Below are 20,375 nucleotides of genomic sequence, written 5' to 3'. Positions count from 1 at the left end.
TCCGGTTTTCGCAAAGCAATTAACGATAGAACATAGGGTTACAGCGGGCGTGCTGTAGCCGCCTGACCTGCGGGGCACCCGATGCTGTTGTCGACACGCAACCTGACCAAGACATTTCCCGGCACAAAGGCGCTGGACGCCGTCGATTTTGACTTGAAAGCGGGCGAGGTGCACGCGCTGCTTGGTGAAAACGGGGCGGGAAAATCCACCCTGATCAAATGCCTTACCGGTGCATATCGGCGCGATTCTGGCGATATCTTGTTTGAAGGTCAGCCGATATTCCCGCAAAGCACGCTGGAAGCGCAGGCCATCGGCATCGGCACCGTCTATCAGGAGGTCAACCTGCTGCCTAACCTGACGGTGGCAGAAAACCTTACGCTGGGCCATCAACCGCGCCGCTTTGGTATGATTCGCCCGCGCGCCATGCAGGCGCAAGCCGAAGAAATGCTGGCAGGCTACGGGTTGGATATCGATGTGCGGCGTCCGCTGGAGTATTATTCAGTTGCGGTGCAGCAAATCATCGCCATCGCCCGCGCCGTGCATTTGTCAGGCCGCGTGCTGATACTGGACGAACCCACTGCAAGCCTTGATGCGCGCGAGGTGCAGATGCTGTTCGATGTCATCCGCGATCTGCGCAAGCGCGGGCTGGGGATCATCTTCATCTCGCATTTTCTGGATCAGGTCTATGAGATTTCGGACCGTCTGACCATTTTGCGCAACGGGTGTCACATCGCAACCCGCCCCGCAGCCGGGGTCGACCGGATGCAACTGATCACCCTGATGCTGGGCCATGAATTGCAACAAGAAACCGCAACCCGCCACCGCCCCGCAGTGGATGCCACCGATGCCATCCGGTTTGCCGGCATGGGGCGGCGCGGGCGGATCGCGCCGTTTGACCTGACAGTTCATAAGGGCGAGGTGATCGGCATGGCCGGGTTGCTGGGGTCCGGGCGCACCGAAAGCGCGGAAGTTCTGTTTGGCGCGGTGCCCGGCGACAGCGGCACTGCCGAAGACACCAACGGGCCGGTCGATCTGCGCAATCCGCGCGCGGCCATTGCCGCAGGCTTTGCTTTCGCGCCCGAAGACCGCAAGACCGACGGTATCATTGCTGACCTGAGCGTGCGTGAGAATATCATTCTGGCGCTACAGGCGCGGCGCGGCTGGGCGCGGCCGATCCCGCAGGCAGAACAGGTCCGCATGGCGAATGACTACATCAAGCGCCTCGATATCCGCACGCCTGATGCTGATAAACCCGTGGGCCTGCTGTCAGGGGGAAACCAGCAAAAGGTGATCCTTGCGCGCTGGCTGGCCACCAACCCGCGGTTTCTGATCCTGGACGAACCCACGCGCGGCATTGATGTTGGCGCGCATGCCGAAATTCTGCGGCTGATAGAAGATGTGGTGGCGCAAGGCATGTCGATCCTTGTTATCTCGTCAGAGCTTGATGAACTTGTTGCCGTGTCGCACCGGGTCATCGTGGTGCGCGACCGCCAGCATGTATCACAACTGACGGGGGACGATGTGACCACGGATACGATTGTGCGCGCCATTGCCGCCCCCGATCCTGAACCCGGTTCCGCCACGGCTGACACGCGGGGGGTAATGGCATGAAGGGGGTATTGCGCCGGGTCGCGCCGCAACTTCTGACCCTGTCGGCAGTGGTCGTCCTGGTCAGTATGTTTTTCCCCAGTTTCTGGCAGGTCGTCTATGTGAACGAGCGGCTGGTGGGTATTCCGGTAGATATTGTGAAGCGCGGCGCGCCCGTGGCATTATTGGCAATCGGCATGACGCTGGTGATAGCCACACGCGGTATCGATTTGTCGGTGGGCGCGGTGATGGCTATCTGCGGGGCCAGTGCCGCATGGTCGATTGATCAGGGCTTTGGCATGTGGGCCGCCCTTGGTATTGCAGGTGCGGCGGGGCTGATCTGTGGCTTGTGGAACGGCCTGCTGGTGGCAGTGTTTGGCATTCAGCCCATTGTGGCCACGCTGATCCTGATGGTGGCAGGGCGCGGGGTGGCGCAGTTGATCACCGGTGGCACAATTCTGACTTTCGACAATGATGGCTTCTCATATCTGGGATCGGGCACATTGTTGGGCGTGCCGGTGCCTGCGGTGATCTGGGTGCTGACCGGAATTTTCTTTGGCCTGCTTGTGCGGCGCACTGCGCTGGGGCTTTTGGTGGAATCCATCGGGGTCAATCTGCGCGCCAGCACCCTGACGGGGATCAACAGCCGTGTGCTGCTGATCGCGGTTTACATGGGGTCGGGGTTCTGCGCGGCACTGGCGGGTATTATTGCCACGGCGGATATTCGTGGCGCAGATGCCAATAATGCGGGCCTGTGGCTGGAACTGGATGCAATTCTGGCGGTGGTGATCGGGGGCAACTCGTTGTTGGGGGGGCGGTTTTCTATTCTGGCGTCACTGCTGGGGGCGATGATCATCCAGACAATCAACACAGGCATTCTGCTGGCGGGCTTCCCGTCCGAGTATAATCTGGTGATCAAGGCGGTTCTGGTGATCATTATCCTTGTGCTGCAATCGCCCCGTTTGCTGCCGCAGCTTGCGTTTGTGTGGTCGCGGCGCAGTAGGCAGCCGCGAACGAAAACCCCGCACCCCGCGACGACGGAGGATAAGACATGAGCATCCGCGCCCTGCCGCTTTATGCGACTATCGCAATCTTCCTGTTGGCCTATCTGATCTGCTACATCCAGTTTCCCGCCATGCTGTCCACCCGCGTGATCGGCAACCTGCTGACTGACAATGCATATCTGGGCATCGTTGCGGTGGGGATGACGGTGGTTATTGTGTCGGGCGGTATCGATTTGTCAGTGGGGTCCGTCATCGCGTTTGCGGGCGTGTTCATTGCCGTTATCCTGCGCGAGACGGGACTGCACCCGCTGGTGGCCTTCGCCATGCTGCTGATGATCACTACGGCCTTTGGGGCGGCGATGGGCGGGATGATCCATCTGCTTGCCATGCCGCCCTTTATCGTGACCCTTGCGGGCATGTTTCTGGCACGCGGGGCGGGCTACATGCTGTCGATCGATTCCGTGCCGATTGTCGATCCGTTTTACCAGATGATGCAGCGGGCGTATTTCGTGATGCCGGGCCGGGGGCGGCTGACGCTTTTGGGCATGATCATGATTGCCGCCGTTATTGTGGGCATGATCGTGCTGCACCGCACGCGGTTTGGCACCAATGTCTATGCCCTTGGCGGGGATGAAGCGGCGGCACGCCTGATGGGTGTTGCCGTGGGGCGCACGACCGTGGCGGTTTATGCGTTTTCGGGCTTCATGGCAGGGTTGGCGGGGATTGTCTTCTCGGTCTATACCTCGGCGGGGTATCCGCTGGCGACCGTGGGGGTTGAACTTAGCGCGATTGCTGCGGTGGTGATTGGCGGCACGCTGCTGACGGGTGGCAGCGGATATATGTTTGGGACATTGATTGGTGTGCTGACAATGGGGTTGATCCAGACCTATATTGTCTTTGATGGCAGCCTGTCGAGCTGGTGGACGAAAATCGTGATTGGCGCTTTGCTTTTGATGTTCATCCTGCTTCAAAAGGGGCTGCTGCGGCTGCGTGTCAGCCAGTAACTGGGTCAGGGGAGAACATATGTCCGGTCTGCTTCGCGATGCTATGAACAAAACACTTGTGCGCAACAGTCATGGGCAGGTGGTTGAAGGTATCGGACGCGCCATCGTCAGCGGTAAATACCCGCCCGGTACCATCCTGCCGCGGGACGAGGAACTGGCAGGTCAGTTTGGCGTATCGCGCACAGTGCTGCGCGAAGCAATGAAAACCCTTTCGGCAAAAGGCATGATTGTCGCGCGCACCCGTGTGGGCACAAGGGTCTGTGACCGGCAAGACTGGAACCTGTTTGATGCCGAAGTTCTGGTCTGGCATCTGGATGACAGCGTAGACATTACGTTTCTGAACCAGCTTTATGAAATGCGGCTGACCATGGAACCCGCCGCCGCTGCCATGGCCGCGCGGCGTTCCACAGCGGATGAAATCAAGGTGCTTTATGCCCATGCAGAAGCGATGCGCACTGCCGAGGACGACAAGGCCTTTGCCTTGGCCGATCTGGCGTTGCACAGGGCAATCACGAAAGCGTCGGGCAATGTCTTCATGCATTCCGTCGGCACACTGATCGAGGCAGCGCTGCTGACCACCTTCCGGCTGAGTTCGCCCGCATCGGAACCCGCGACGCAGCGGGATGTATCGGCCACCCATCTGCGTATCGTCGAGGCCATCGCCAGGCGCGACCCGGATGCTGCCAAACAAGCAATGCGCGATGTGATCTTGTATGGTCAGCGCCGTATATCCGGCACTGATATCTGATCTGCGTGTGGCCGGTGGTTCAAACAGCAGGCCGTTTTCCCAGATGTTCTGTCAGCCAATCAAAGATCCTTTTTGTGTCGCGATTTTCCCGGCCATCTACAATCTTCAGGAAATACCCGCGATCGCTGTCTAGTTTTTGGGGAATAGCCGCCACAAGCGTGCCATCCGAAACCAGTTTGTCTGCAAGACCCTGCCAGCCCAGACACACACCCAGCCCAGCAGTCGTTGATTGTATTACATGATCATAGCTGGAAAAGCTCAGGTGATCCGCTGACAGCTTTCGATCAACGCCATGGGCGTGCAGCCAGCTTGCCCATGTGAACCATGCCGGTGTTCGCTGGGTCGTCAATTCGATCAGTGTTTTGTCGATCAGATCAGCGGGAGAGGTCATGTCAGGATTGGCCTGCTTGAATGCGTGACTGCACAACGCAGTCACGGATTCACGAAACAGGCAGACCTCGTTTTCAGCCGCGAGGTGCTGTTCTTCCATGCGGATGATCAGATCCGCTTCGGGAAGCGACTTGTGGCTTGGTTGCTGCACCGTAAGCAGTGACACGCTGAGGTCCTTGAATGTGCTGCAAAGCGCCGAAAAAATCGGCAGCAGCCGGAAACTGGCAAAAGCAATGTCGGACAGGATAATCACATCGCCGCGGGCCGGTTTTTGTTGAAACCGGGAAAAGGCGTCGACAGCGCCCGAAAGCGGCATTGAAATCGCTGACAAAAGCTCCTGACCGGATTGTGTCAGGGTAATCCCGCGACGCTCACGGATGAAAAGCTGTTTGCCCAGACCATCTTCCAGAAAACGAATGCGCTGGCTCATACGGGGTTGCGACAGGCCCGCTTTTTTTGCGGCCAGCGACAGTTGGCCGGTTTCCGCGACCAGCAGGAACAGGCACAGATCAGCGCTGTATCGTCCGAATGTGGTATAAGCATTGTCAATCCCAGGCATTGCCACTCTCTTCGTGAAATATAAGCGTTGTCTGATATACTTCTTTAAATACCATAAGATTTGACAATGTCATACTGCCATAGGCGGCAGTGATTTTCAGATCAACGATGTGTCACCTGATTGCGGCAAATCGCACGCAGCTGTGCCTGCATGTCCGGCAAGGGAGCGTTGTTAACCCGATCAGTCCTGCTAAACGCCGCCGCGCACAAGATGAGGAACCATGACCAGTAAACCCAATATCCTGATCATCATGACTGATCAGCTAAGTGGCACGTTCTTTCCTGACGGACCGGCCGATTGGCTGCACGCCCCAAACCTGAAGAAGATCGCCGCGCGTTCGACGCGGTTTGGCAATGCCTACACGGCCTCGCCCTTATGTGCGCCAGCGCGGGCAAGCTATATGTCGGGCCTGCTGCCATCGCGCAGCAGGGTCTATGACAATGCTGCCGAATTCTGCGCCGACATTCCAAGCTATGCGCATCATCTGCGCCGCGCGGGGTATCAGACCTGCCTGTCCGGCAAGATGCATTTCGTCGGCCCCGATCAGCTGCATGGATTTGAGGAACGACTGACAACTGATATCTATCCGGCTGATTTTGGTTGGACGCCGGATTATCGCAAGCCGGGCGAACGCATTGACTGGTGGTATCACAATCTTGGTTCGGTCACCGGTGCAGGGGTGGCAGAAATTTCGAACCAGATGGAATATGATGACGAAGTCGCGTTTCACGCCACCCGCAAAATCTATGATCTGGGGCGCGGGCATGACGCGCGGCCATGGTGCCTGACCGTCAGTTTCACCCATACACATGATCCGTATGTCGCACGAAAAAAATACTGGGACCGGTATGAGAATTGCGCGCATTTGCTGCCCGATGTGCCGGCGATGGACTATGACGCGCATGACCCGCATTCCAGACGCATTTTCGATGCAAATGACTGGCGTTCATTTGAAATAACCCAAGAGGATATTCGCCGTTCGCGCCGCGCTTATTTCGCAAATATCTCCTATATCGACGACAAGATCGGCGGGTTGATGGAAGCCCTTGAAGGCACGCGGCAGGACCAGAACACGATCATTGTGTTCCTTAGCGATCACGGCGATATGCTGGGCGAGCGGGGGCTGTGGTTCAAGATGTCCTTTTTCGAGGGGTCAAGCCGTGTGCCGCTGATGATCGCGGCACCGGGGATGGAGCCGGGCCTTGTCACCGATCCGGTCAGCACCATCGATATTTGCCCGACACTGTGCGAACTGGCAGGGGCCGACATGTCCGAGGTTGCCCCCTGGACCGAAGGTCAATCGCTTGTCTATCTGGGGCAGGGCGGCAAACGGGAAGCGCCGGTGGCAATGGAATACGCTGCTGAAGCGTCTTACGCGCCGCTGATCAGCTTGCGCATGGAACGGTGGAAATTCACCCGCTGCGCGCTTGATCCCGATCAGTTGTTCGATCTTCAGGCTGACCCGCATGAGTTGGTGAACCTTGCACAGGACCCCGCGCATTCCGAAACGCTGGCATATTTCAGCGACATGGCCCATGCGCGGTGGGATCTTGATGCCCTGGACGCCAGCATACGCGAAAGCCAGGCACGCCGATGCGTCGTCTACGAGGCGCTGCGACAGGGCGGCTACTACCCTTGGGATTACCAGCCACTGCAAAAAGCAAGCGAGCGGTACATGCGCAACCACATGGACCTGAACGTGATCGAGGAGGGCCAGCGGTTCCCGCGTGGCGAATGACCGACCCTGCCCGCACGCCCCTATCGACGGATTTCAACAAAAATAACAACAAAACCCAAAGGGAACACCAACAGTAAGGATACGCAATGCACGAAAAAACCGCCGCAGACGGACAAGTGGACCAGTCGCGTCTTGTCATTGGAAAGTCAGGCTTGTTTCGGGACGTGAACCCGCCGATGGCCACCTTGTCGAAGCTTCTGGTCATCGCCTTCGTGCTGGCCGGGGTAATGGCACCAGAGGCCATGGGCAGGTTCTTTGAAGGGGTGCAGTCCTGGATCACCGTCAACATGAGCTGGTATTATATCCTGTCGATTGCGATGTTTATTACCTTCGTCTTTGGCCTGATCTTCTCGCGTTACGGCGCGATCCGGCTGGGCAAGGACAGCGACCGTCCGGAATTCTCGACATTCGCTTGGTTCTCGATGCTGTTTGGTGCCGGTATGGGGATCGGGTTGTTGTTCTGGTCCGTTGCCGAGCCGATGTATCACGTCCAGAACGCGCCATTTCTGGAAGATGGCACCGCCGGTTCGATGGCCGGTTCCGTGACCGCGATGCAGGTGACCTTCCTGCATTGGGGCCTGCATGGCTGGGCGGTCTATGTCATCGTCGGAATGTCGCTGGCCTATTTCAGCTACCGCAAGGGCCTGCCGCTGACCATCCGTGCATCCCTATACCCAATTCTGGGCGACCGGATTTACGGCAACTGGGGGCATCTTGTCGACCTGCTGGCAATTTTCGGCACGATCTTTGGTGTCGCAACGACGCTTGGCCTTGGTGCCGGACAAATTCAGGCGGGGCTTAATCACCTGTTCGGGGTGCCTATGGACCCCTGGATCAGATATCTGATCATCATGGTGATTTCTGCCATCGCCACGCTTTCGGCGGTGTCGGGTGTCGGCCGCGGGATCAAGATCCTGTCCGAGATGAACATGTGGCTGTCGATCTTTCTGATCATCGTTTTCATCCTCGTGGGTCCGACCGTGTTCTTGTTGGGGTTCTTCATTACCAATATCGGTGAATACATCGTTAACGTCATCCCGATGGGGCTTTGGGTGAACCCCGACCCTGAAAGCGGCTGGCAGGGCGCATGGACCGTGTTTTATTGGGGTTGGTGGATTGCATGGGCACCGTTTGTGGGGATGTTCATCGCGCGTGTTTCGCGCGGACGGACAATCCGCGAATTCGCCATCGGGGTGCTGATTGTGCCAACGCTGATTACCTTCTTCTGGATGTCCATCTTCGGTGGAACCGCGCTTTATCAGGAATTTGTCCAAGGCGGCGGCATCATCGACGCCGTGAATGAGGATATTTCAAAACCACTGTTTCTGATCATTGAGAATTTCGGGCTGGGCCTGTTCGGAAGCCTGATGTCATTTGTGGCGCTGATCCTGATCATCACTTACTTTGTGACGTCTTCGGACAGCGGCACGTTGGTGGTGACCACACTTATTTCGATGGGCAAGGAAGAACCGCCGGTAACGTATCGCGTATTCTGGGGCATCGGCGAAGGTGCTGTCGCCGCCGTGCTGCTGGCGTCAGGCGGGTTGGCGGCGTTGCAGACCGCCTCGCTGGCGGCGGGATTGCCGTTTTCAATCATCATGTTCCTTATGATGTGGGGGCTGTTCCGGGCGCTGTCTGCCGAACCGGCCCCCCATGCGGCGGCGCATGATGCGAACATGGCGACCTTGCCCAAGTGATCAATGACTTGCCCGGTGCGCGATGGTGCGCGCCGGGCGGCAGACTTGAAGGGGAAACCGCATGTATAGATCTATCCTTGTGCCGGTCAAATTAAGCCATGTGCCGCAGTCAGCCGAACTGATGGAGAAGGCGCTTACAACCGCCGCAGGCAGTGATGCGACATTAAAAGTCGTCACCATCGTGCCAGAGATCAGCGACAATCTGAAAGTCCTGCCCGAGGACAGCCTGCCAGAACTGGAAAGCTTCGTTGCGCCGTTCAGGGCGCGCGGGGTGAGGATCGAAAGCGCAGTCCGCACCGGCACGGCACACCGTGCAATCCCGCGCGCCGCCGAGGAGTTTGGTTGCGACCTGATCGTGATGAACTCGCACAACCCGCGCATCCGCGATTACTTCATTGGCTCGATCGCGGCGCATGTGGTCATGCATTCCGAATGCGACGTGCTTGTTGTCAGGCAAGGCAGGTAATCTGCGCGCGCATCCACTTTTTGAACGCGGCGCATGATGTCGGCTGAACTGGCTCCGGCGTTTTTGTGTTTTTGCATGGGCTGCCACTTGGCGGCCCATGCCTTATATTGCGGCGGTTCGACTTTATTGTTGACTAGTATGGCAACTCCTGCAATAGATCGCGACAGGGAGAATTTGCTATGTCGATGCATGCGATCGGTGCCACCGCCTTGAATTCCGGCCAGCCCCTTGGGGCGCAGTTGCTGGCCATCCTGCGCGCGCGCATCATTCGTGGTGATCTTCCCCCCGGATCGCGCTTGTCCGAAGCCGGGATTGCGTCGGAATTGCAAATTAGCCGCCAACCCATCCGCGAGGCATTCATCAAGCTGGCAGAGGAGGGCTTGCTTGAAATCCGGCCGCAGCGCGGAACCGTGGTGCCGAAGATTTCCCTGCGCATGGTCGATGATGCCCGCTTCGTCAGAGAGGCGATTGAAGCCGATGTCGTCAAGATTGCCGCACAGGAGTTTGACGCCGCGCGCATCGCCACGCTTGACCGGCTGTTGCTGGAACAGTCGCAAACAGATTCCGTCGAAGGCTTCATTGCCCTTGACGACCAGTTTCACCGCCATCTGTCCGAAGGGGTGGGGCGCAGTCACGCATGGCATGTGATCGAAGCGCTGAAAGCGCAACTTGATCGGGTGCGCTACTTAAGCGTGCAGCAATTTCCAAAAGATACGCTGGTTGAACAGCATGCCAGTATTGTGGAGGCCATTCGCACCCATGATCCCGCCCAGGCAGAAGCCGCGATGCGCGCGCATTTAAGCGGGATGATCAGCGACCTGCCAAAGATTGCGGCGGAACGGGCGGAATTTTTCGAACCACAGCCATAGCGCTGAAAAAGCGCGCCAACATCAACAGGAGGATAACATGTTGGACTTTGCAAAGACAAAATTCACCATTGCCGCAGTGGCATTCGGGGCAATGGGTCAAGGCGCATTGGCCCAGGATTTCACCTTGAATGTGAATACTGCGCTGGCCACATCGGACCCGCTTTATGCCGGTCTTGAAGCATTTCAGGAAAATATCGCAGAAGCGTCGGATGGGCGTCTGGCCGTTGTGCTGTATCCCAATTCACAGCTTGGCCCGGACGAGGATGTGCTGGAACAAGCGCGGGCAGGGGCACCTGTGGCGGTGGTCGTTGATGGCGGGCGTCTGGCGGTATTCCAGAACGAATTTGGCGTGCTGGGCGCGCCGTTTCTTGCATCCGGTTATGATGGTATCCGCAAGGTCGTAACATCGGACATGTTCGAGGGCTGGGTCGATGCGCTGTCTGAAAATGCGGGGCTTCAGGTTCTTAGCTTCAACTGGTGGCAGGGGGAACGCCATTTGCTGACCAAGCGCGAAGTGTCCGTGCCCGCTGATCTGTCCGGCATTCGCATGCGCACACCCGGCGCCCCTGTATGGACCGGCACCATTTCGGCCATGGGGGCAACGCCCACACCGCTGCCCTGGGGCGAGGTGTATTCCGGCCTTAGCGCGAATGTCATTGACGGCGCAGAGGCGCAGTTTCCCGCCATTGTCGGTGCCAACCTGCATGAAGTGGTCAGCCATATCACCAAGACGGGCCATATCAACCTGATTACCGGACTGGTGACATCCGCGGGCTGGTTTGAAACCCTGCCGGATGACCTGCAAACCATTTTGCGTAATGAGGCATTGGTCGCAGGCGACATCGCGTCCTATGGCACGCAGGATTCCCTTGAATCCATCGAGGCGCAGTTGTCAGACGCTGGTGTCACCATCAGCGACGTGGACGTGACGCCTTTTGTCGAAGCCACGGCCAATGTCTATGATGATCTGGGCTATGGCGAATTGCGCGACGTGCTGCGCGAGATGGCCGCAGACTGAGTTTGCAGACCTGATCATTTGATCCGCATGCAGGGGGCATTTCCCCTGCATGTCCTGTCCGGGAGTGGCGCAATGCTGGCACTGTATCGCAAGGCAGAATTTATCCTTGGCATGATCATCCTTGCCGTTATTACCGCACTGGTGTTCGTTGCCGCGGTCATGCGTTTTTTCGGGCAGCCGCTGATCTGGTCCGTGGATATGGCACAGCTTCTGTTTATCTGGCTGTGTTTCATCGGCGCCACGAAAGCCCTGCGCGAGCGGGCGCATCTGGGCGTCGATCTACTGGTGCGTCGTCTGCCCCTGCGCGCGCGGCTGTTGCTGGAAACAGCGATTGCAGGTGTCGCGCTTGTGTTTCTTGCCGCGTTGGCATGGCATGGCACCCAGCTGACCCTGCTGAACCTTGCGCGCCAGTTCGGCGACAGCGGGCTAAGTTATGCCTGGGTGACAGGTGCGGTGCCGGCAGGGTGCGTTATATTGTCAGCGTCACTGATTGCGAACGTGATCGAAGCATGGCGCATGACGGGCCAGCGGGTGTTTACGCGCGCGACATCCATGACTGACGGGGCGTGACGTAGTGGGCAGTGTCGCAATCGTCTTTTTTGTTCTTCTGCTGATCGGCGCGCCGGTGGCGCTGGTCATCGGTATGGCGGGTTTTGTGTTTTTCTGGGAATCGCCGGTCATGCCGCTGTCTATTGGCGTGCAGAAAGTGGCCGCCGTCAGCCAAAGTTTTCCACTGCTGGCCGTGCCATTCTTTGTGCTTGCAGGGCATTTGATGAATGCAAGCGGGATCACGGACAGATTGTTCCACTTCTCAAAACTGGCCGTAAGCTGGATGACAGGCGGGCTGGCGCAGGTGTCGATCCTGTTGTCGACGCTGATGGGGGGGGTCAGCGGCTCTGCGGTGGCAGATGCCGCCATGCAAAGCCGTGTGGTCGGCCCGCAAATGCTGTCGCAAGGATACGGGCGCGGCTACACTGCGGCCGTGATTGCGCTAAGTTCGTTGATCACCGCGACTATTCCGCCCTCGATCGGGCTGATCCTGTATGGATTTGTCGGACAGGTTTCGATCGGGCGGTTGTTTCTGGCGGGTATTGTGCCCGGTCTGCTGATGATGGTGTTCCTGATGGTGACCGCATGGTTGATTGCGCGGCGCAGCGGCTACGGCACCACAACGCCGGACGAACCGCCGCGCAGGGGCGATCTGGGGCGCGCGGCATGGGATGCGAAATGGGCGCTGCTGTTTCCCGTGCTGTTGCTGCTGTCCATTCGCGGCGGTGTCTTTACCCCGTCCGAGGTGGGCGCGTTTGCAGTGGTCTATGCCTTGCTGGTGGGCACAGTGGCGCATCGGGCAATGACATGGGACAGCATTTGTCGGGCCTTTGGTGATGCATTGTCCGATATCGGAATGATCATGCTGATTATCCTGATGTCAGGCATGCTGGGGTTTGCCATCATTTTCCTGCGTGTTCCGCAAGATGTCGCTGGCGTGCTGCTGGGCAGCCTTTCAAACCCGCTGGTAATTCTGGCCGTAATCCTGCTGGGGTTGTTCATCGCGGGGCTGTTTGTCGAAAGCACAATTCTGGTTTTGTTGCTGACACCTATTCTTGTGCCGATTGTCACGCGTCTGGGGGTTGATCCGGTGCATTTTGGGATTCTGATGATGACAATAGTCACCTTGGGGTCCATGACGCCGCCTGTCGGGGTGGCAATGTATACGGTGTGCACCTTGCTCAACACCCCGATCGAGGAATACCTGCGCGCCAGCCTGCCGTTCTACCTTGCGATCTTTCTGCTGATCGTGGTGCTGGTGGCTTTCCCGGGGATTTCGCTTTTCCTCCCCTCACTGGCCTTTGGCTAGTCTGGTCCCCGACAGGGGGGGCGCGCGCAGTCATGTGCCCCTACGCCAATGCGGCGCATGTTGGCGCTGTCCCCTATGATGCATGCCCTGTCGCGGTGTTTGACTTATGCCTTGCGATATTTTGCGTCAACATCGTTGATCGCTTGCACATTGCCCGCCGATTTGCCCTTGGGGTCAAACGCGGTGGCAAGGAACGCATCGGCGATATCTTTGGCAAGTTCGGTGCCGATCACGCGCGCGCCCATTGTGATGATCTGCGCGTTGTTCGAGGTCGAGGCTTTGGCTGCGGAATAGGTGTCGTGGCATTGGGCCGCGCGAATGCCGGGGACATTGTTGGCCGCCATTTGAACCCCGATGCCGGTTCCGCACACAAGGATGGCGCGGTCATACTTGCCTGCAATCACGGCCGAAGCCACCCGATCCGCCAAATTGGCATAGAACTTGTCCGGCCCGTCATCGGTGCGCGAAACCTCTTGGATTTCATGCTTGTCTTTCAGGTGGTCGGCCAGCACCTTTGCCAGGGCTTCGCCAGCGCTGTCGCCTGCAATCGCAATTTTCATGTCGTGTTCCTTTTCAAGGTCTGATGGTGGCGGCGCATCTGGCAAGGATGTCAAGGTAGCCTTCGACATTCCACGCAGAGCGCCCGATAAACAGCCCGTTGACATGCGGGCACTGAATCAGTTCTTCGCAGTTATCCGGATTCACCGACCCGCCATACAGGCAAGGAATCTTTCGGCCCAGAACGTCCTGTGCCACGGCTATAATTTCGGACTGGCGTGCATCGGCATAGTCGGACGTCGCGGGGATGCCGTGCTCGCCGATTGCCCATACGGGTTCATATGCCAGCAGGATCGGGGCGGCCTTTTGATCAGACGACAGCTTGTGCAACGCAGTGCGCACCTGTGTGTCCAGCACCGCCTGTGCGCGCCCGGCGTTGCGTTCTTCCAGCGTCTCGCCAATGCAGATCAGCGGGGTCAGGCCATGGCGCACCGCCGCTTCGGTCTTTAGCGCGACGGTTGCATCGGTTTCGCCGAAATGCGCGCGCCGCTCGGAATGGCCAAGCTCCACAATGTCCAGCCCGCAATCAACCAGCATCACGGGTGAAACCTCGCCGGTCCATGCCCCGTGATCGGCCCAATGCATGTTCTGCGCGCCAACCTTGACCGATGCCCCCGACAGGATGGTGCTGACCTCTCGCACAGTCGTGAAGGGCGGGATAACAAACCGCTGGATGCGTGGGTCCCTGTCCTTGTCTGCGGCGGCCAGCGCTTCTGCAAAGGCGCGTGCTTCGGCCAGTGTCTTGTTCATTTTCCAGCTGGTGCCGATCCAGAACGGGGCAGGTGTCATGTCGTGGCCTCTTTGGTGTGTGCGATTGTCAGGGGCAAATTCGCGGCCCTCAGCGGGTCCAGCGTGTCAGCTGCGGGAAGCCGGTCGGTGATGATGCTGTCGAATTCATGCAGATCGGCCAGCTTGTGCAGCGCCGCGTGCCCAAAGCGCAGATGGTTGACCATCAGGCAACGCCGCCCTGATGATGCCATCATCGCACGCTTCACGCGCACTACTTCGTCATCCATGTGGAACACCTCAAGGCCGGTCACAGCCGGGGTCGAGATGAAGGCGATATCGGCGCGCAGATGCGTCAGGGAATCTTCGCAAACCTTCCCAAGGAACGCATTGAACTTGGCCGAATAGACACCGCCAAGCGCGATCAGGGTGATCCCCGGTTCGGCCTTCAGGACATCAATCACGGCTAGATTGTTTGTGATAACGGTCAGCGGGCGGCGGGCAGGGATCATTCGGCCCAGCACTGCCGCCATGGAGCCATCATTGATCATAACCGTCATGCCGGGTTCGACAAGCGCCAGCGCCGCTTCGGCAATGGTGGATTTGGCAGCCGCGCCTTGCAATTCGCGAAACCGGAAATCGCTTTCAAAACGGGTGCCTGCTTCGATGGTTGCCCCGCCGCGGATTTTGCGCAGTAGCCCCGCGCCCTCAAGCTCGTCCAGATCGCGGTGTATCGTCATCTTTGAAACCGAAAAGAGATCGGCAAGATAGTCCAGCTCGACCTCTCGGTCTGCCATCAGCAAATCCATGATCGCCTGTTGTCTGTCATTGCGTTTCATGATTGCCCCTCTTCATACTTATAACATTACATATCCCATAAATAACGTCAATGATGTTATATTGTGATTTTTCTTGTTAAGTGCGGCAAGATACGATATTGGATGGCGAACCAAAGGAGGATCAGATGCCCAACGACCTGCCAGCAGAAATCGCCGCCACGGCCGCGATTGACCCGCGCAATTTCGATCTTGCGAATTGTATCCGCGCGCTTAGCATTGACGCGGTCGAAGCTGCCGGTTCCGGCCATCCGGGCGCGCCGATGGGTATGGCAGATGCGGCCACGGTCCTGTTTCGCGAACATCTGAAATTTGACGCATCCAATCCGGACTGGCCTGACCGCGACCGTGTTGTGCTGTCGAATGGTCATGCATCCATGCTGCTTTATGCGCTTTTGCACCTGACAGGCTACAAGGATATGACGACCGATCAGATCCGCAACTTCCGCCAGTTAGGTGCCAAAACTGCCGGACACCCCGAATACGGGCATGCCAAGGGCATTGAAACCACCACCGGCCCGCTGGGTCAGGGGCTGGCCAGTGCGGTGGGTATGGCGATGGCCGAACGCGCGCTTGCCGCCGAATTCGGGGGTGACCTTGTCGATCACCATACCTATGTTTTCGTGGGCGATGGCTGTCTGCAAGAAGGCATCGGACAAGAGGCTATTTCGCTTGCCGGTCACCTTGGTCTGGGCAAGCTGGTTGTTCTTTATGATGACAACCAGATCACTATCGACGGGCCTACATCAATTTCGTTCTCGGATGATGTGCCAGCCCGTCTGTCGGCCTGCGGCTGGCATGTGCAATCGTGTGACGGGTATGATGCCCGCGCCGTGTCGAACGCCATTCGCAATGCCAAGGCGGAAACTGGCAAGCCTTCGCTGATCGCCATGAAAACCGTCATAGGCTTCGGCGCGCCCACCAAGGCGGGAACCGCCGCATCCCATGGCGCACCGCTTGGCCCGCAAGAAGCCGCCGCCACAAAGGTGCGATTGGGCTGGGCATCAGCCCCCTTTGAGATTCCGCAAGAACTGGCCAGCGAGTGGCGCGCGATTGGCGCGCGGGGGCAGGACCGTCGCGATGCATGGGAAGCGCGGCTTGCGCAATCGGACATGCATGCGGAATTCACCCGTCGCATGGCCCGCACCTTGCCAGACACCTACGCAGCCACAGTTGCCGCAGCGCGCAAGGCCCTGTTTGACAGCCCGCAAAAGGTTGCCACGCGCAAGGCCAGCCAGATGGCGCTTGCCGCGCTTGCCCCCGCGCTGCCCGAACTGATCGGGGGGTCCGCAGATCTGACCGGATCGAACCTGACACGGGTTCCGGCGGTGGACAGCCAGTTCAGCGCCGCCGCGCCGGGCCGGTATGTGGGGTATGGCGTGCGCGAATTTGCAATGGCCGCTGCGATGAACGGCATGAACACCCATGGCGGGCTGATCCCATATGGCGGCACATTCCTTGTTTTCTCGGACTATGCGCGCAATGCCATACGCCTGTCGGCCCTGATGGGTATCGGCACGATCTATGTCATGACGCATGACAGTATCGGGCTGGGCGAGGATGGCCCGACCCACCAGCCGGTCGAGCATCTTGCCTCATTGCGGGCGATCCCGAACCTGCTGACCTTGCGCCCTGCGGATGCGGTGGAAACGTTGGAATGCTGGGATATTGCCATACGCACGCGCACCACGCCATCGCTGCTTGCGCTTAGCCGTCAGGGCGTGCCGCAACTGCGCCTGACGGAGGGGGATGAAAATCTTTCGGCAAAGGGGGCTTATGTCATCCGCCAGTTCGGCGCGCGCCGCGACCTGACCCTTCTGGCCACCGGCACCGAAGTCAGCCTTGCGGTTGCCGCCGCCGAGGCACTTTGCACCGAGGGATTGGGCATTGCTGTCGTATCTATGCCCAGTTGGGAATTGTTCGAGATGCAATCCGCCGAATACCGTGCCGAAACCCTTGGCACTGCGCCGCGCATCGCTGTTGAGGCGGCAGGAAAGTTCGGATGGACCCGCTATGTTGCCCACGAAGATGACGTGATCGGCATGGACGGCTTCGGCGCTTCAGGTCCGGCAGAGGCACTTTACAAGTCCTTCGGCATTACCCAAGACGCCATCATCGCAAAGGCGCGCGCGCTGCTGGGATCGGGTGTCTGACATGGCGATATCGCGCCTGACGCTTGATACTGACGGCCCGGTGCAGGGTGCGTCCCTTGACGCCTATCTGTCCGATGCTGCCGGACAGAATGCGGACCAGCAGGCACTTGCTGCCCTGATCGCCGGTATTGCAGCGGCATGTGTTCCCATCGCGGGGCGTCTGGGGGCGGGGTTGTTGCCGGGTGATCCGTCCGCAGTGGTCGGCACCAACGAGTCCGGCGACCGGCAGAAGGCGTTGGATATGGCCGCGCACAGGCACCTGACAGACGCTATGCGCAGCCTGTCCGTGGCAAAACTGATGTCCGAAGAAGCGCCCGAGATCATCGACCTTGATCCCGATGGCCGTTTCGATGTGGCCATGGACCCGATTGACGGGTCGGGCAGCATTGGCATCGGTGCGCCCCTTGGGGCGTTCTTTTGCGTCTTTCCAAGGGGGGACAGTTTTCTGCGCCCGGGGCGCGATATCATTGCGGCGTTCTACCTGTCTTTCGGGCACAGCGTTGATCTGGGGTTCAGCACCGGCGCAGGCGTCACAATCGCAACACTTGATCCCGAAACAGGCCGCTTCCACATCGACGCAACGGCCCTTCGCGTGCCGAAACAAACAACCACCATCGCCTATAATGTGTCGAACATGCGCCACTGGTCGCCGGGGTTGCGCAGCTATGTCACAGACCTGATCGCGGGCGTAGACGGCCCGCGGGGCTGCGATTTCAACATGCGCTGGATCGCCGCCGCAGTGGGTGATCTGCACCGTGTTTTGCGCCGGGGCGGCCTGTTTCTGTATCCGGCAGATGCACGTCCGGGATATGAACGCGGCTATCTGCGCCTTGCTTATGAGGCGTTTCCGATCGCCTTTCTGATCGAACAGGCGGGCGGGTCGGCAACCGATGGCACGACCCCCATCCTGGATCTGTGCCCTGCGCATCTGCATGATCGCGTCCCGTTGATCTTCGGGTCGGGGTCAGAAGTTGCGGTTTTGCAAGACTACCTTTCGTAAACCCTCAGTCAGGAGGCACCATGCCCCGTATCACCTTGCGCCAGCTTCTGGATCATGCCGCCGAAAACGGATATGCGGTGCCAGCTTTCAACATGTCGAACATGGAACAGGGTCTTGCCATCATGGCGGCGGCAGACGTGGTCGGTGCGCCGGTCATCATGCAGGCCAGTCGCGGCGCGCGGGCCTATGCCAACGACACTGTTCTGGCACGGCTGATCGACGGGCTGGTCGAGATATACCCGCATATTCCGGTGTGCATGCATCTGGACCACGGGAACGATCTGGCATCTTGTGCCACGGCAATACAGCACGGGTTCACATCTGTGATGATGGACGGATCGCTGAAGGCCGACGGCACCACGCCCGCTGATTTCGACTATAACACCACAATCACCCGTCAGGTGGTCCAGATGGCCCATGCCTGCGGCGTCTCCGTGGAGGGGGAGCTTGGGGTTCTGGGATCACTTGAAACCGGAATGGGGGATCAGGAAGATGGCCATGGTGCGACTGAAAAGCTGTCGCATGACCAGCTTCTGACCGACCCGGACGAGGCCGAGCGTTTCGTCGCGGCAACGGGTGTCGATGCGCTGGCCGTCGCCATGGGAACCAGCCACGGTGCATATAAATTCACCCGGCAACCAGATGGCGACGTGCTGGCCATGAACGTGATCGAGGCTATTCACAAACGTCTGCCGAACACCCATCTGGTCATGCACGGTTCATCATCGGTGCCCGAAAGCCTGCGGCTGCGCATCAATGAATATGGCGGGGATATTGGCCCTGCATGGGGTGTGCCGCTGGAAGAAATCCAGCGCGGCATCCGCCATGGTGTGCGCAAGGTCAATATTGATACCGATCTGCGTCTGGCGGCAACCGCAGCCATTCGCCAGACGCTGATCGACACCCCGTCTGAATTTGATCCGCGCAAATACCTGAAACCCGCAATGGACAGCATGACTGCCGTATGCATTGAGAAATTCAACGCCTTCGGCACCAGCGGGCAGGCATCTGCAATCCGTGCGCGGTCACTGGCGGATATGGCGCGCAGCTATTGACAGGCGTGCGGGCGGACGGTGTGCATGGCTGGTCTCAGATGGACAGCAACGCCTGTGCGGTGCGTTCATCGGTGATTAACCCAGAAAGGCGGCCACTGTTCAGCACCGCCCTAAGGGGTTGCACCTTTTCTTTGCCGCCGGCCAGCGCGATGATCCTGTCGTCCTGACCTTGATCAAGTGACACCGCAAGGGTGCGCGATGTCAGCGGCGTTTCAAGGATCTGCCCGTCGGCGTCGAAAAAATGCCCCAGCATTTCGCCCACACCACCATGTTGATATATTTCCTCGATCTCGGATGGTTCGATCATCCCCGAGGTGACAAGCTGCGCATCCACCTTGACCGTGCCGATACCTACGATCTTCAGCGGTGCGGTCTGGGCAAGCTGGAACACATCTGCAACCCCGTGTTGTGCCAGCAATACCTCTCGGTCCTCGGCAGAGTTGGCGAAGAACGGCACCGGCATAACATAGGATTGCGCCCCGGTCTTTTCGGCAAGCAGATGCATCACGTCATGCGGGTTGGCGGCAAAATTACGGGTCAACCCGCCCAGCAGCGACACAAAGCGCAGCCCGTTGGTGGCAAAGCGCGGCATTGTATGCACTGCGGCCGCAAGCGTCCTGCCATGGCCGATACCGATTGTCAGTTCCTCCCCGCTTTCCAGCCATTGCCGCAACCGCACGGCACCGGCCTGCCCAAGCGTGCGCAGCGGCAGCCCGTCTTCATCCAGATCGGGGGCAACTTCACATGTTTCCAGCCCGAAACGGGTGCACAGCGCCTGTTCCAGTTCGACACATTCGATCATGTCGCCTTCGATAGTGACCTTGACTGCCCCTTCGGCGACGGCCCGCGCAATCAGCCTGTGCGCCTTGACCGACGGGACACCCAACCGCTTGGCAACTTCACCCTGCCTTAATCCGGCAACGTAATGCAGCCACGCTGCGCGGATCGCGAGGGAGCTATCTGCATCTGCCGCGCTGCGATCTCTTGGCATCCTTATGTCCTTTTCCTTGGTGATGTCAGAAGCAGCCTGACCGCCCCGCCACAATAACGGCTTTCCGGCAGGGCTTGTAATCATGGGCCGAAGTGTTTTTGAAAACACCAGTATGGCA

19 protein-coding genes are annotated in these 20,375 nt (G+C 58.9%); 14 read left to right on the top strand and 5 right to left on the bottom strand.

Translation table 11 applies throughout. The annotated features are described in order from the left end of the window. The first annotated feature begins 81 nt into the window (after positions 1-81). Genes P8S53_RS18545 through P8S53_RS18530 form a run of 4 tightly spaced genes read left to right on the top strand, consistent with a single transcriptional unit; the run spans position 82 to position 4,343 of the window. On the top strand, positions 82-1,611 hold the full coding sequence (locus P8S53_RS18545) for a sugar ABC transporter ATP-binding protein (RefSeq protein ID WP_277806801.1): 1,530 nt from the start codon (positions 82-84) through the stop codon (positions 1,609-1,611). Beyond that, complete coding sequence (locus P8S53_RS18540; RefSeq protein ID WP_277806800.1) at positions 1,608-2,642, top strand: ABC transporter permease; 1,035 nt, start codon at positions 1,608-1,610, stop codon at positions 2,640-2,642. Before P8S53_RS18545 ends, P8S53_RS18540 begins: the two co-directional genes overlap by 4 nt. Beyond that, positions 2,639-3,595: a galactofuranose ABC transporter, permease protein YjfF gene (gene yjfF / locus P8S53_RS18535; protein WP_277806799.1), complete on the top strand. Its 957-nt coding sequence runs from the start codon at positions 2,639-2,641 to the stop codon at positions 3,593-3,595. The genes P8S53_RS18540 and yjfF overlap by 4 nt, the downstream gene beginning before the upstream one ends. Before the next feature lie 19 nt (positions 3,596-3,614). Next, positions 3,615-4,343: a FadR/GntR family transcriptional regulator gene (locus P8S53_RS18530; protein ID WP_277806798.1), complete on the top strand. Its 729-nt coding sequence runs from the start codon at positions 3,615-3,617 to the stop codon at positions 4,341-4,343. Positions 4,344-4,362: 19 nt separating this feature from the next. Here the strand turns inward: P8S53_RS18530 and P8S53_RS18525 are convergent, their stop codons facing one another. Beyond that, positions 4,363-5,292 (bottom strand): LysR family transcriptional regulator, encoded by a 930-nt coding sequence (locus P8S53_RS18525; protein ID WP_277806797.1) that lies wholly within the window; start codon positions 5,290-5,292, stop codon positions 4,363-4,365. Positions 5,293-5,512: 220 nt separating this feature from the next. On the opposite strand from P8S53_RS18525, the gene betC reads away from it, so the two are divergent. The 7 genes from betC to P8S53_RS18490 all read left to right on the top strand — a co-directional run bounded on the left by betC (position 5,513) and on the right by P8S53_RS18490 (position 12,938). Beyond that, a complete protein-coding gene (betC, locus tag P8S53_RS18520; protein WP_277806796.1) occupies positions 5,513-7,030 on the top strand; it encodes a choline-sulfatase in 1,518 nt (505 codons plus the stop codon). Between the two features lie 86 nt (positions 7,031-7,116). Next, positions 7,117-8,727 (top strand): BCCT family transporter, encoded by a 1,611-nt coding sequence (locus P8S53_RS18515; RefSeq protein ID WP_277806795.1) that lies wholly within the window; start codon positions 7,117-7,119, stop codon positions 8,725-8,727. 61 nt (positions 8,728-8,788) lie between these two features. After that, positions 8,789-9,193 (top strand): universal stress protein, encoded by a 405-nt coding sequence (locus tag P8S53_RS18510; protein ID WP_277806794.1) that lies wholly within the window; start codon positions 8,789-8,791, stop codon positions 9,191-9,193. 179 nt (positions 9,194-9,372) lie between these two features. Further along, positions 9,373-10,062: a GntR family transcriptional regulator gene (locus P8S53_RS18505; protein WP_277806793.1), complete on the top strand. Its 690-nt coding sequence runs from the start codon at positions 9,373-9,375 to the stop codon at positions 10,060-10,062. A 37-nt stretch (positions 10,063-10,099) separates the two neighbouring features. After that, a complete protein-coding gene (locus tag P8S53_RS18500) occupies positions 10,100-11,080 on the top strand; it encodes a C4-dicarboxylate TRAP transporter substrate-binding protein (protein WP_277806792.1) in 981 nt (326 codons plus the stop codon). Between the two features lie 72 nt (positions 11,081-11,152). Further along, the gene (locus P8S53_RS18495) at positions 11,153-11,650 is read left to right on the top strand and encodes a TRAP transporter small permease (RefSeq protein WP_277806791.1); all 498 of its coding nucleotides are present in this window, start codon (positions 11,153-11,155) and stop codon (positions 11,648-11,650) included. A gap of 4 nt (positions 11,651-11,654) precedes the next feature. Beyond that, positions 11,655-12,938, top strand: coding sequence for a TRAP transporter large permease (locus tag P8S53_RS18490; RefSeq protein WP_277806790.1), 1,284 nt, complete (start codon positions 11,655-11,657; stop codon positions 12,936-12,938). A gap of 104 nt (positions 12,939-13,042) precedes the next feature. Here P8S53_RS18490 and P8S53_RS18485 read toward each other — a convergent pair whose 3' ends face one another. From P8S53_RS18485 to P8S53_RS18475, 3 genes are read right to left on the bottom strand one after another with little or no spacing between them, the layout of a single operon-like run. After that, entirely contained in the window at positions 13,043-13,498 is a 456-nt protein-coding gene (locus P8S53_RS18485; RefSeq protein ID WP_277806789.1) for an RpiB/LacA/LacB family sugar-phosphate isomerase, read from the bottom strand. Positions 13,499-13,511: 13 nt separating this feature from the next. Further along, positions 13,512-14,285 carry a triose-phosphate isomerase gene (locus P8S53_RS18480; protein WP_277806788.1) on the bottom strand — a complete coding sequence of 258 codons (774 nt, stop codon included), beginning with the start codon at positions 14,283-14,285 and terminating at the stop codon, positions 13,512-13,514. Then, the gene (locus P8S53_RS18475) at positions 14,282-15,061 is read right to left on the bottom strand and encodes a DeoR/GlpR family DNA-binding transcription regulator (RefSeq protein ID WP_277806787.1); all 780 of its coding nucleotides are present in this window, start codon (positions 15,059-15,061) and stop codon (positions 14,282-14,284) included. The genes P8S53_RS18480 and P8S53_RS18475 overlap by 4 nt, the downstream gene beginning before the upstream one ends. A 125-nt stretch (positions 15,062-15,186) precedes the next feature. Here P8S53_RS18475 and tkt point away from each other — a divergent pair, with 125 nt between their 5' ends. The 3 genes from tkt to fba are packed head-to-tail and all read left to right on the top strand — an operon-like array spanning position 15,187 to position 19,266. Continuing rightward, on the top strand, positions 15,187-17,211 hold the full coding sequence (tkt, locus tag P8S53_RS18470; RefSeq protein WP_277806786.1) for a transketolase: 2,025 nt from the start codon (positions 15,187-15,189) through the stop codon (positions 17,209-17,211). Between the two features lies 1 nt (position 17,212). Then, on the top strand, positions 17,213-18,211 hold the full coding sequence (locus P8S53_RS18465) for a class 1 fructose-bisphosphatase (RefSeq protein ID WP_277806785.1): 999 nt from the start codon (positions 17,213-17,215) through the stop codon (positions 18,209-18,211). 20 nt (positions 18,212-18,231) lie between these two features. Continuing rightward, positions 18,232-19,266 carry a class II fructose-bisphosphate aldolase gene (fba, locus tag P8S53_RS18460; protein WP_277806784.1) on the top strand — a complete coding sequence of 345 codons (1,035 nt, stop codon included), beginning with the start codon at positions 18,232-18,234 and terminating at the stop codon, positions 19,264-19,266. A 34-nt stretch (positions 19,267-19,300) separates the two neighbouring features. On the opposite strand, the gene P8S53_RS18455 is transcribed toward fba, so the two are convergent. Next, the gene (locus P8S53_RS18455) at positions 19,301-20,257 is read right to left on the bottom strand and encodes a sugar-binding transcriptional regulator (RefSeq protein ID WP_277806783.1); all 957 of its coding nucleotides are present in this window, start codon (positions 20,255-20,257) and stop codon (positions 19,301-19,303) included. Positions 20,258-20,375 lie beyond the last annotated feature (118 nt).

It is taken from the genome of Roseinatronobacter sp. S2 (genome assembly GCF_029581395.1).
In the GTDB taxonomy this organism is placed as follows: domain Bacteria; phylum Pseudomonadota; class Alphaproteobacteria; order Rhodobacterales; family Rhodobacteraceae; genus Roseinatronobacter.
The sequence above is the reverse complement of the archived record's forward strand: the minus strand, read 5'-3'. Positions and strand labels throughout refer to the sequence as shown.

Bases quoted from the DNA above. Each gene is read 5' to 3' on its own strand.
- P8S53_RS18545 (WP_277806801.1), top strand. From the start codon at position 82: ATGCTGTTGTCGACACGCAACCTGACCAAGACATTTCCCGGCACAAAG.
- P8S53_RS18540 (WP_277806800.1), top strand. From the start codon at position 1,608: ATGAAGGGGGTATTGCGCCGGGTCGCGCCGCAACTTCTGACCCTGTCG.
- yjfF (WP_277806799.1), top strand. From the start codon at position 2,639: ATGAGCATCCGCGCCCTGCCGCTTTATGCGACTATCGCAATCTTCCTG.
- P8S53_RS18530 (WP_277806798.1), top strand. From the start codon at position 3,615: ATGTCCGGTCTGCTTCGCGATGCTATGAACAAAACACTTGTGCGCAAC.
- P8S53_RS18525 (WP_277806797.1), bottom strand. From the start codon at position 5,292: ATGCCTGGGATTGACAATGCTTATACCACATTCGGACGATACAGCGCT.
- betC (WP_277806796.1), top strand. From the start codon at position 5,513: ATGACCAGTAAACCCAATATCCTGATCATCATGACTGATCAGCTAAGT.
- P8S53_RS18515 (WP_277806795.1), top strand. From the start codon at position 7,117: ATGCACGAAAAAACCGCCGCAGACGGACAAGTGGACCAGTCGCGTCTT.
- P8S53_RS18510 (WP_277806794.1), top strand. From the start codon at position 8,789: ATGTATAGATCTATCCTTGTGCCGGTCAAATTAAGCCATGTGCCGCAG.
- P8S53_RS18505 (WP_277806793.1), top strand. From the start codon at position 9,373: ATGTCGATGCATGCGATCGGTGCCACCGCCTTGAATTCCGGCCAGCCC.
- P8S53_RS18500 (WP_277806792.1), top strand. From the start codon at position 10,100: ATGTTGGACTTTGCAAAGACAAAATTCACCATTGCCGCAGTGGCATTC.
- P8S53_RS18495 (WP_277806791.1), top strand. From the start codon at position 11,153: ATGCTGGCACTGTATCGCAAGGCAGAATTTATCCTTGGCATGATCATC.
- P8S53_RS18485 (WP_277806789.1), bottom strand. From the start codon at position 13,498: ATGAAAATTGCGATTGCAGGCGACAGCGCTGGCGAAGCCCTGGCAAAG.
- P8S53_RS18480 (WP_277806788.1), bottom strand. From the start codon at position 14,285: ATGACACCTGCCCCGTTCTGGATCGGCACCAGCTGGAAAATGAACAAG.
- P8S53_RS18475 (WP_277806787.1), bottom strand. From the start codon at position 15,061: ATGAAACGCAATGACAGACAACAGGCGATCATGGATTTGCTGATGGCA.
- tkt (WP_277806786.1), top strand. From the start codon at position 15,187: ATGCCCAACGACCTGCCAGCAGAAATCGCCGCCACGGCCGCGATTGAC.
- P8S53_RS18465 (WP_277806785.1), top strand. From the start codon at position 17,213: ATGGCGATATCGCGCCTGACGCTTGATACTGACGGCCCGGTGCAGGGT.
- fba (WP_277806784.1), top strand. From the start codon at position 18,232: ATGCCCCGTATCACCTTGCGCCAGCTTCTGGATCATGCCGCCGAAAAC.
- P8S53_RS18455 (WP_277806783.1), bottom strand. From the start codon at position 20,257: ATGCCAAGAGATCGCAGCGCGGCAGATGCAGATAGCTCCCTCGCGATC.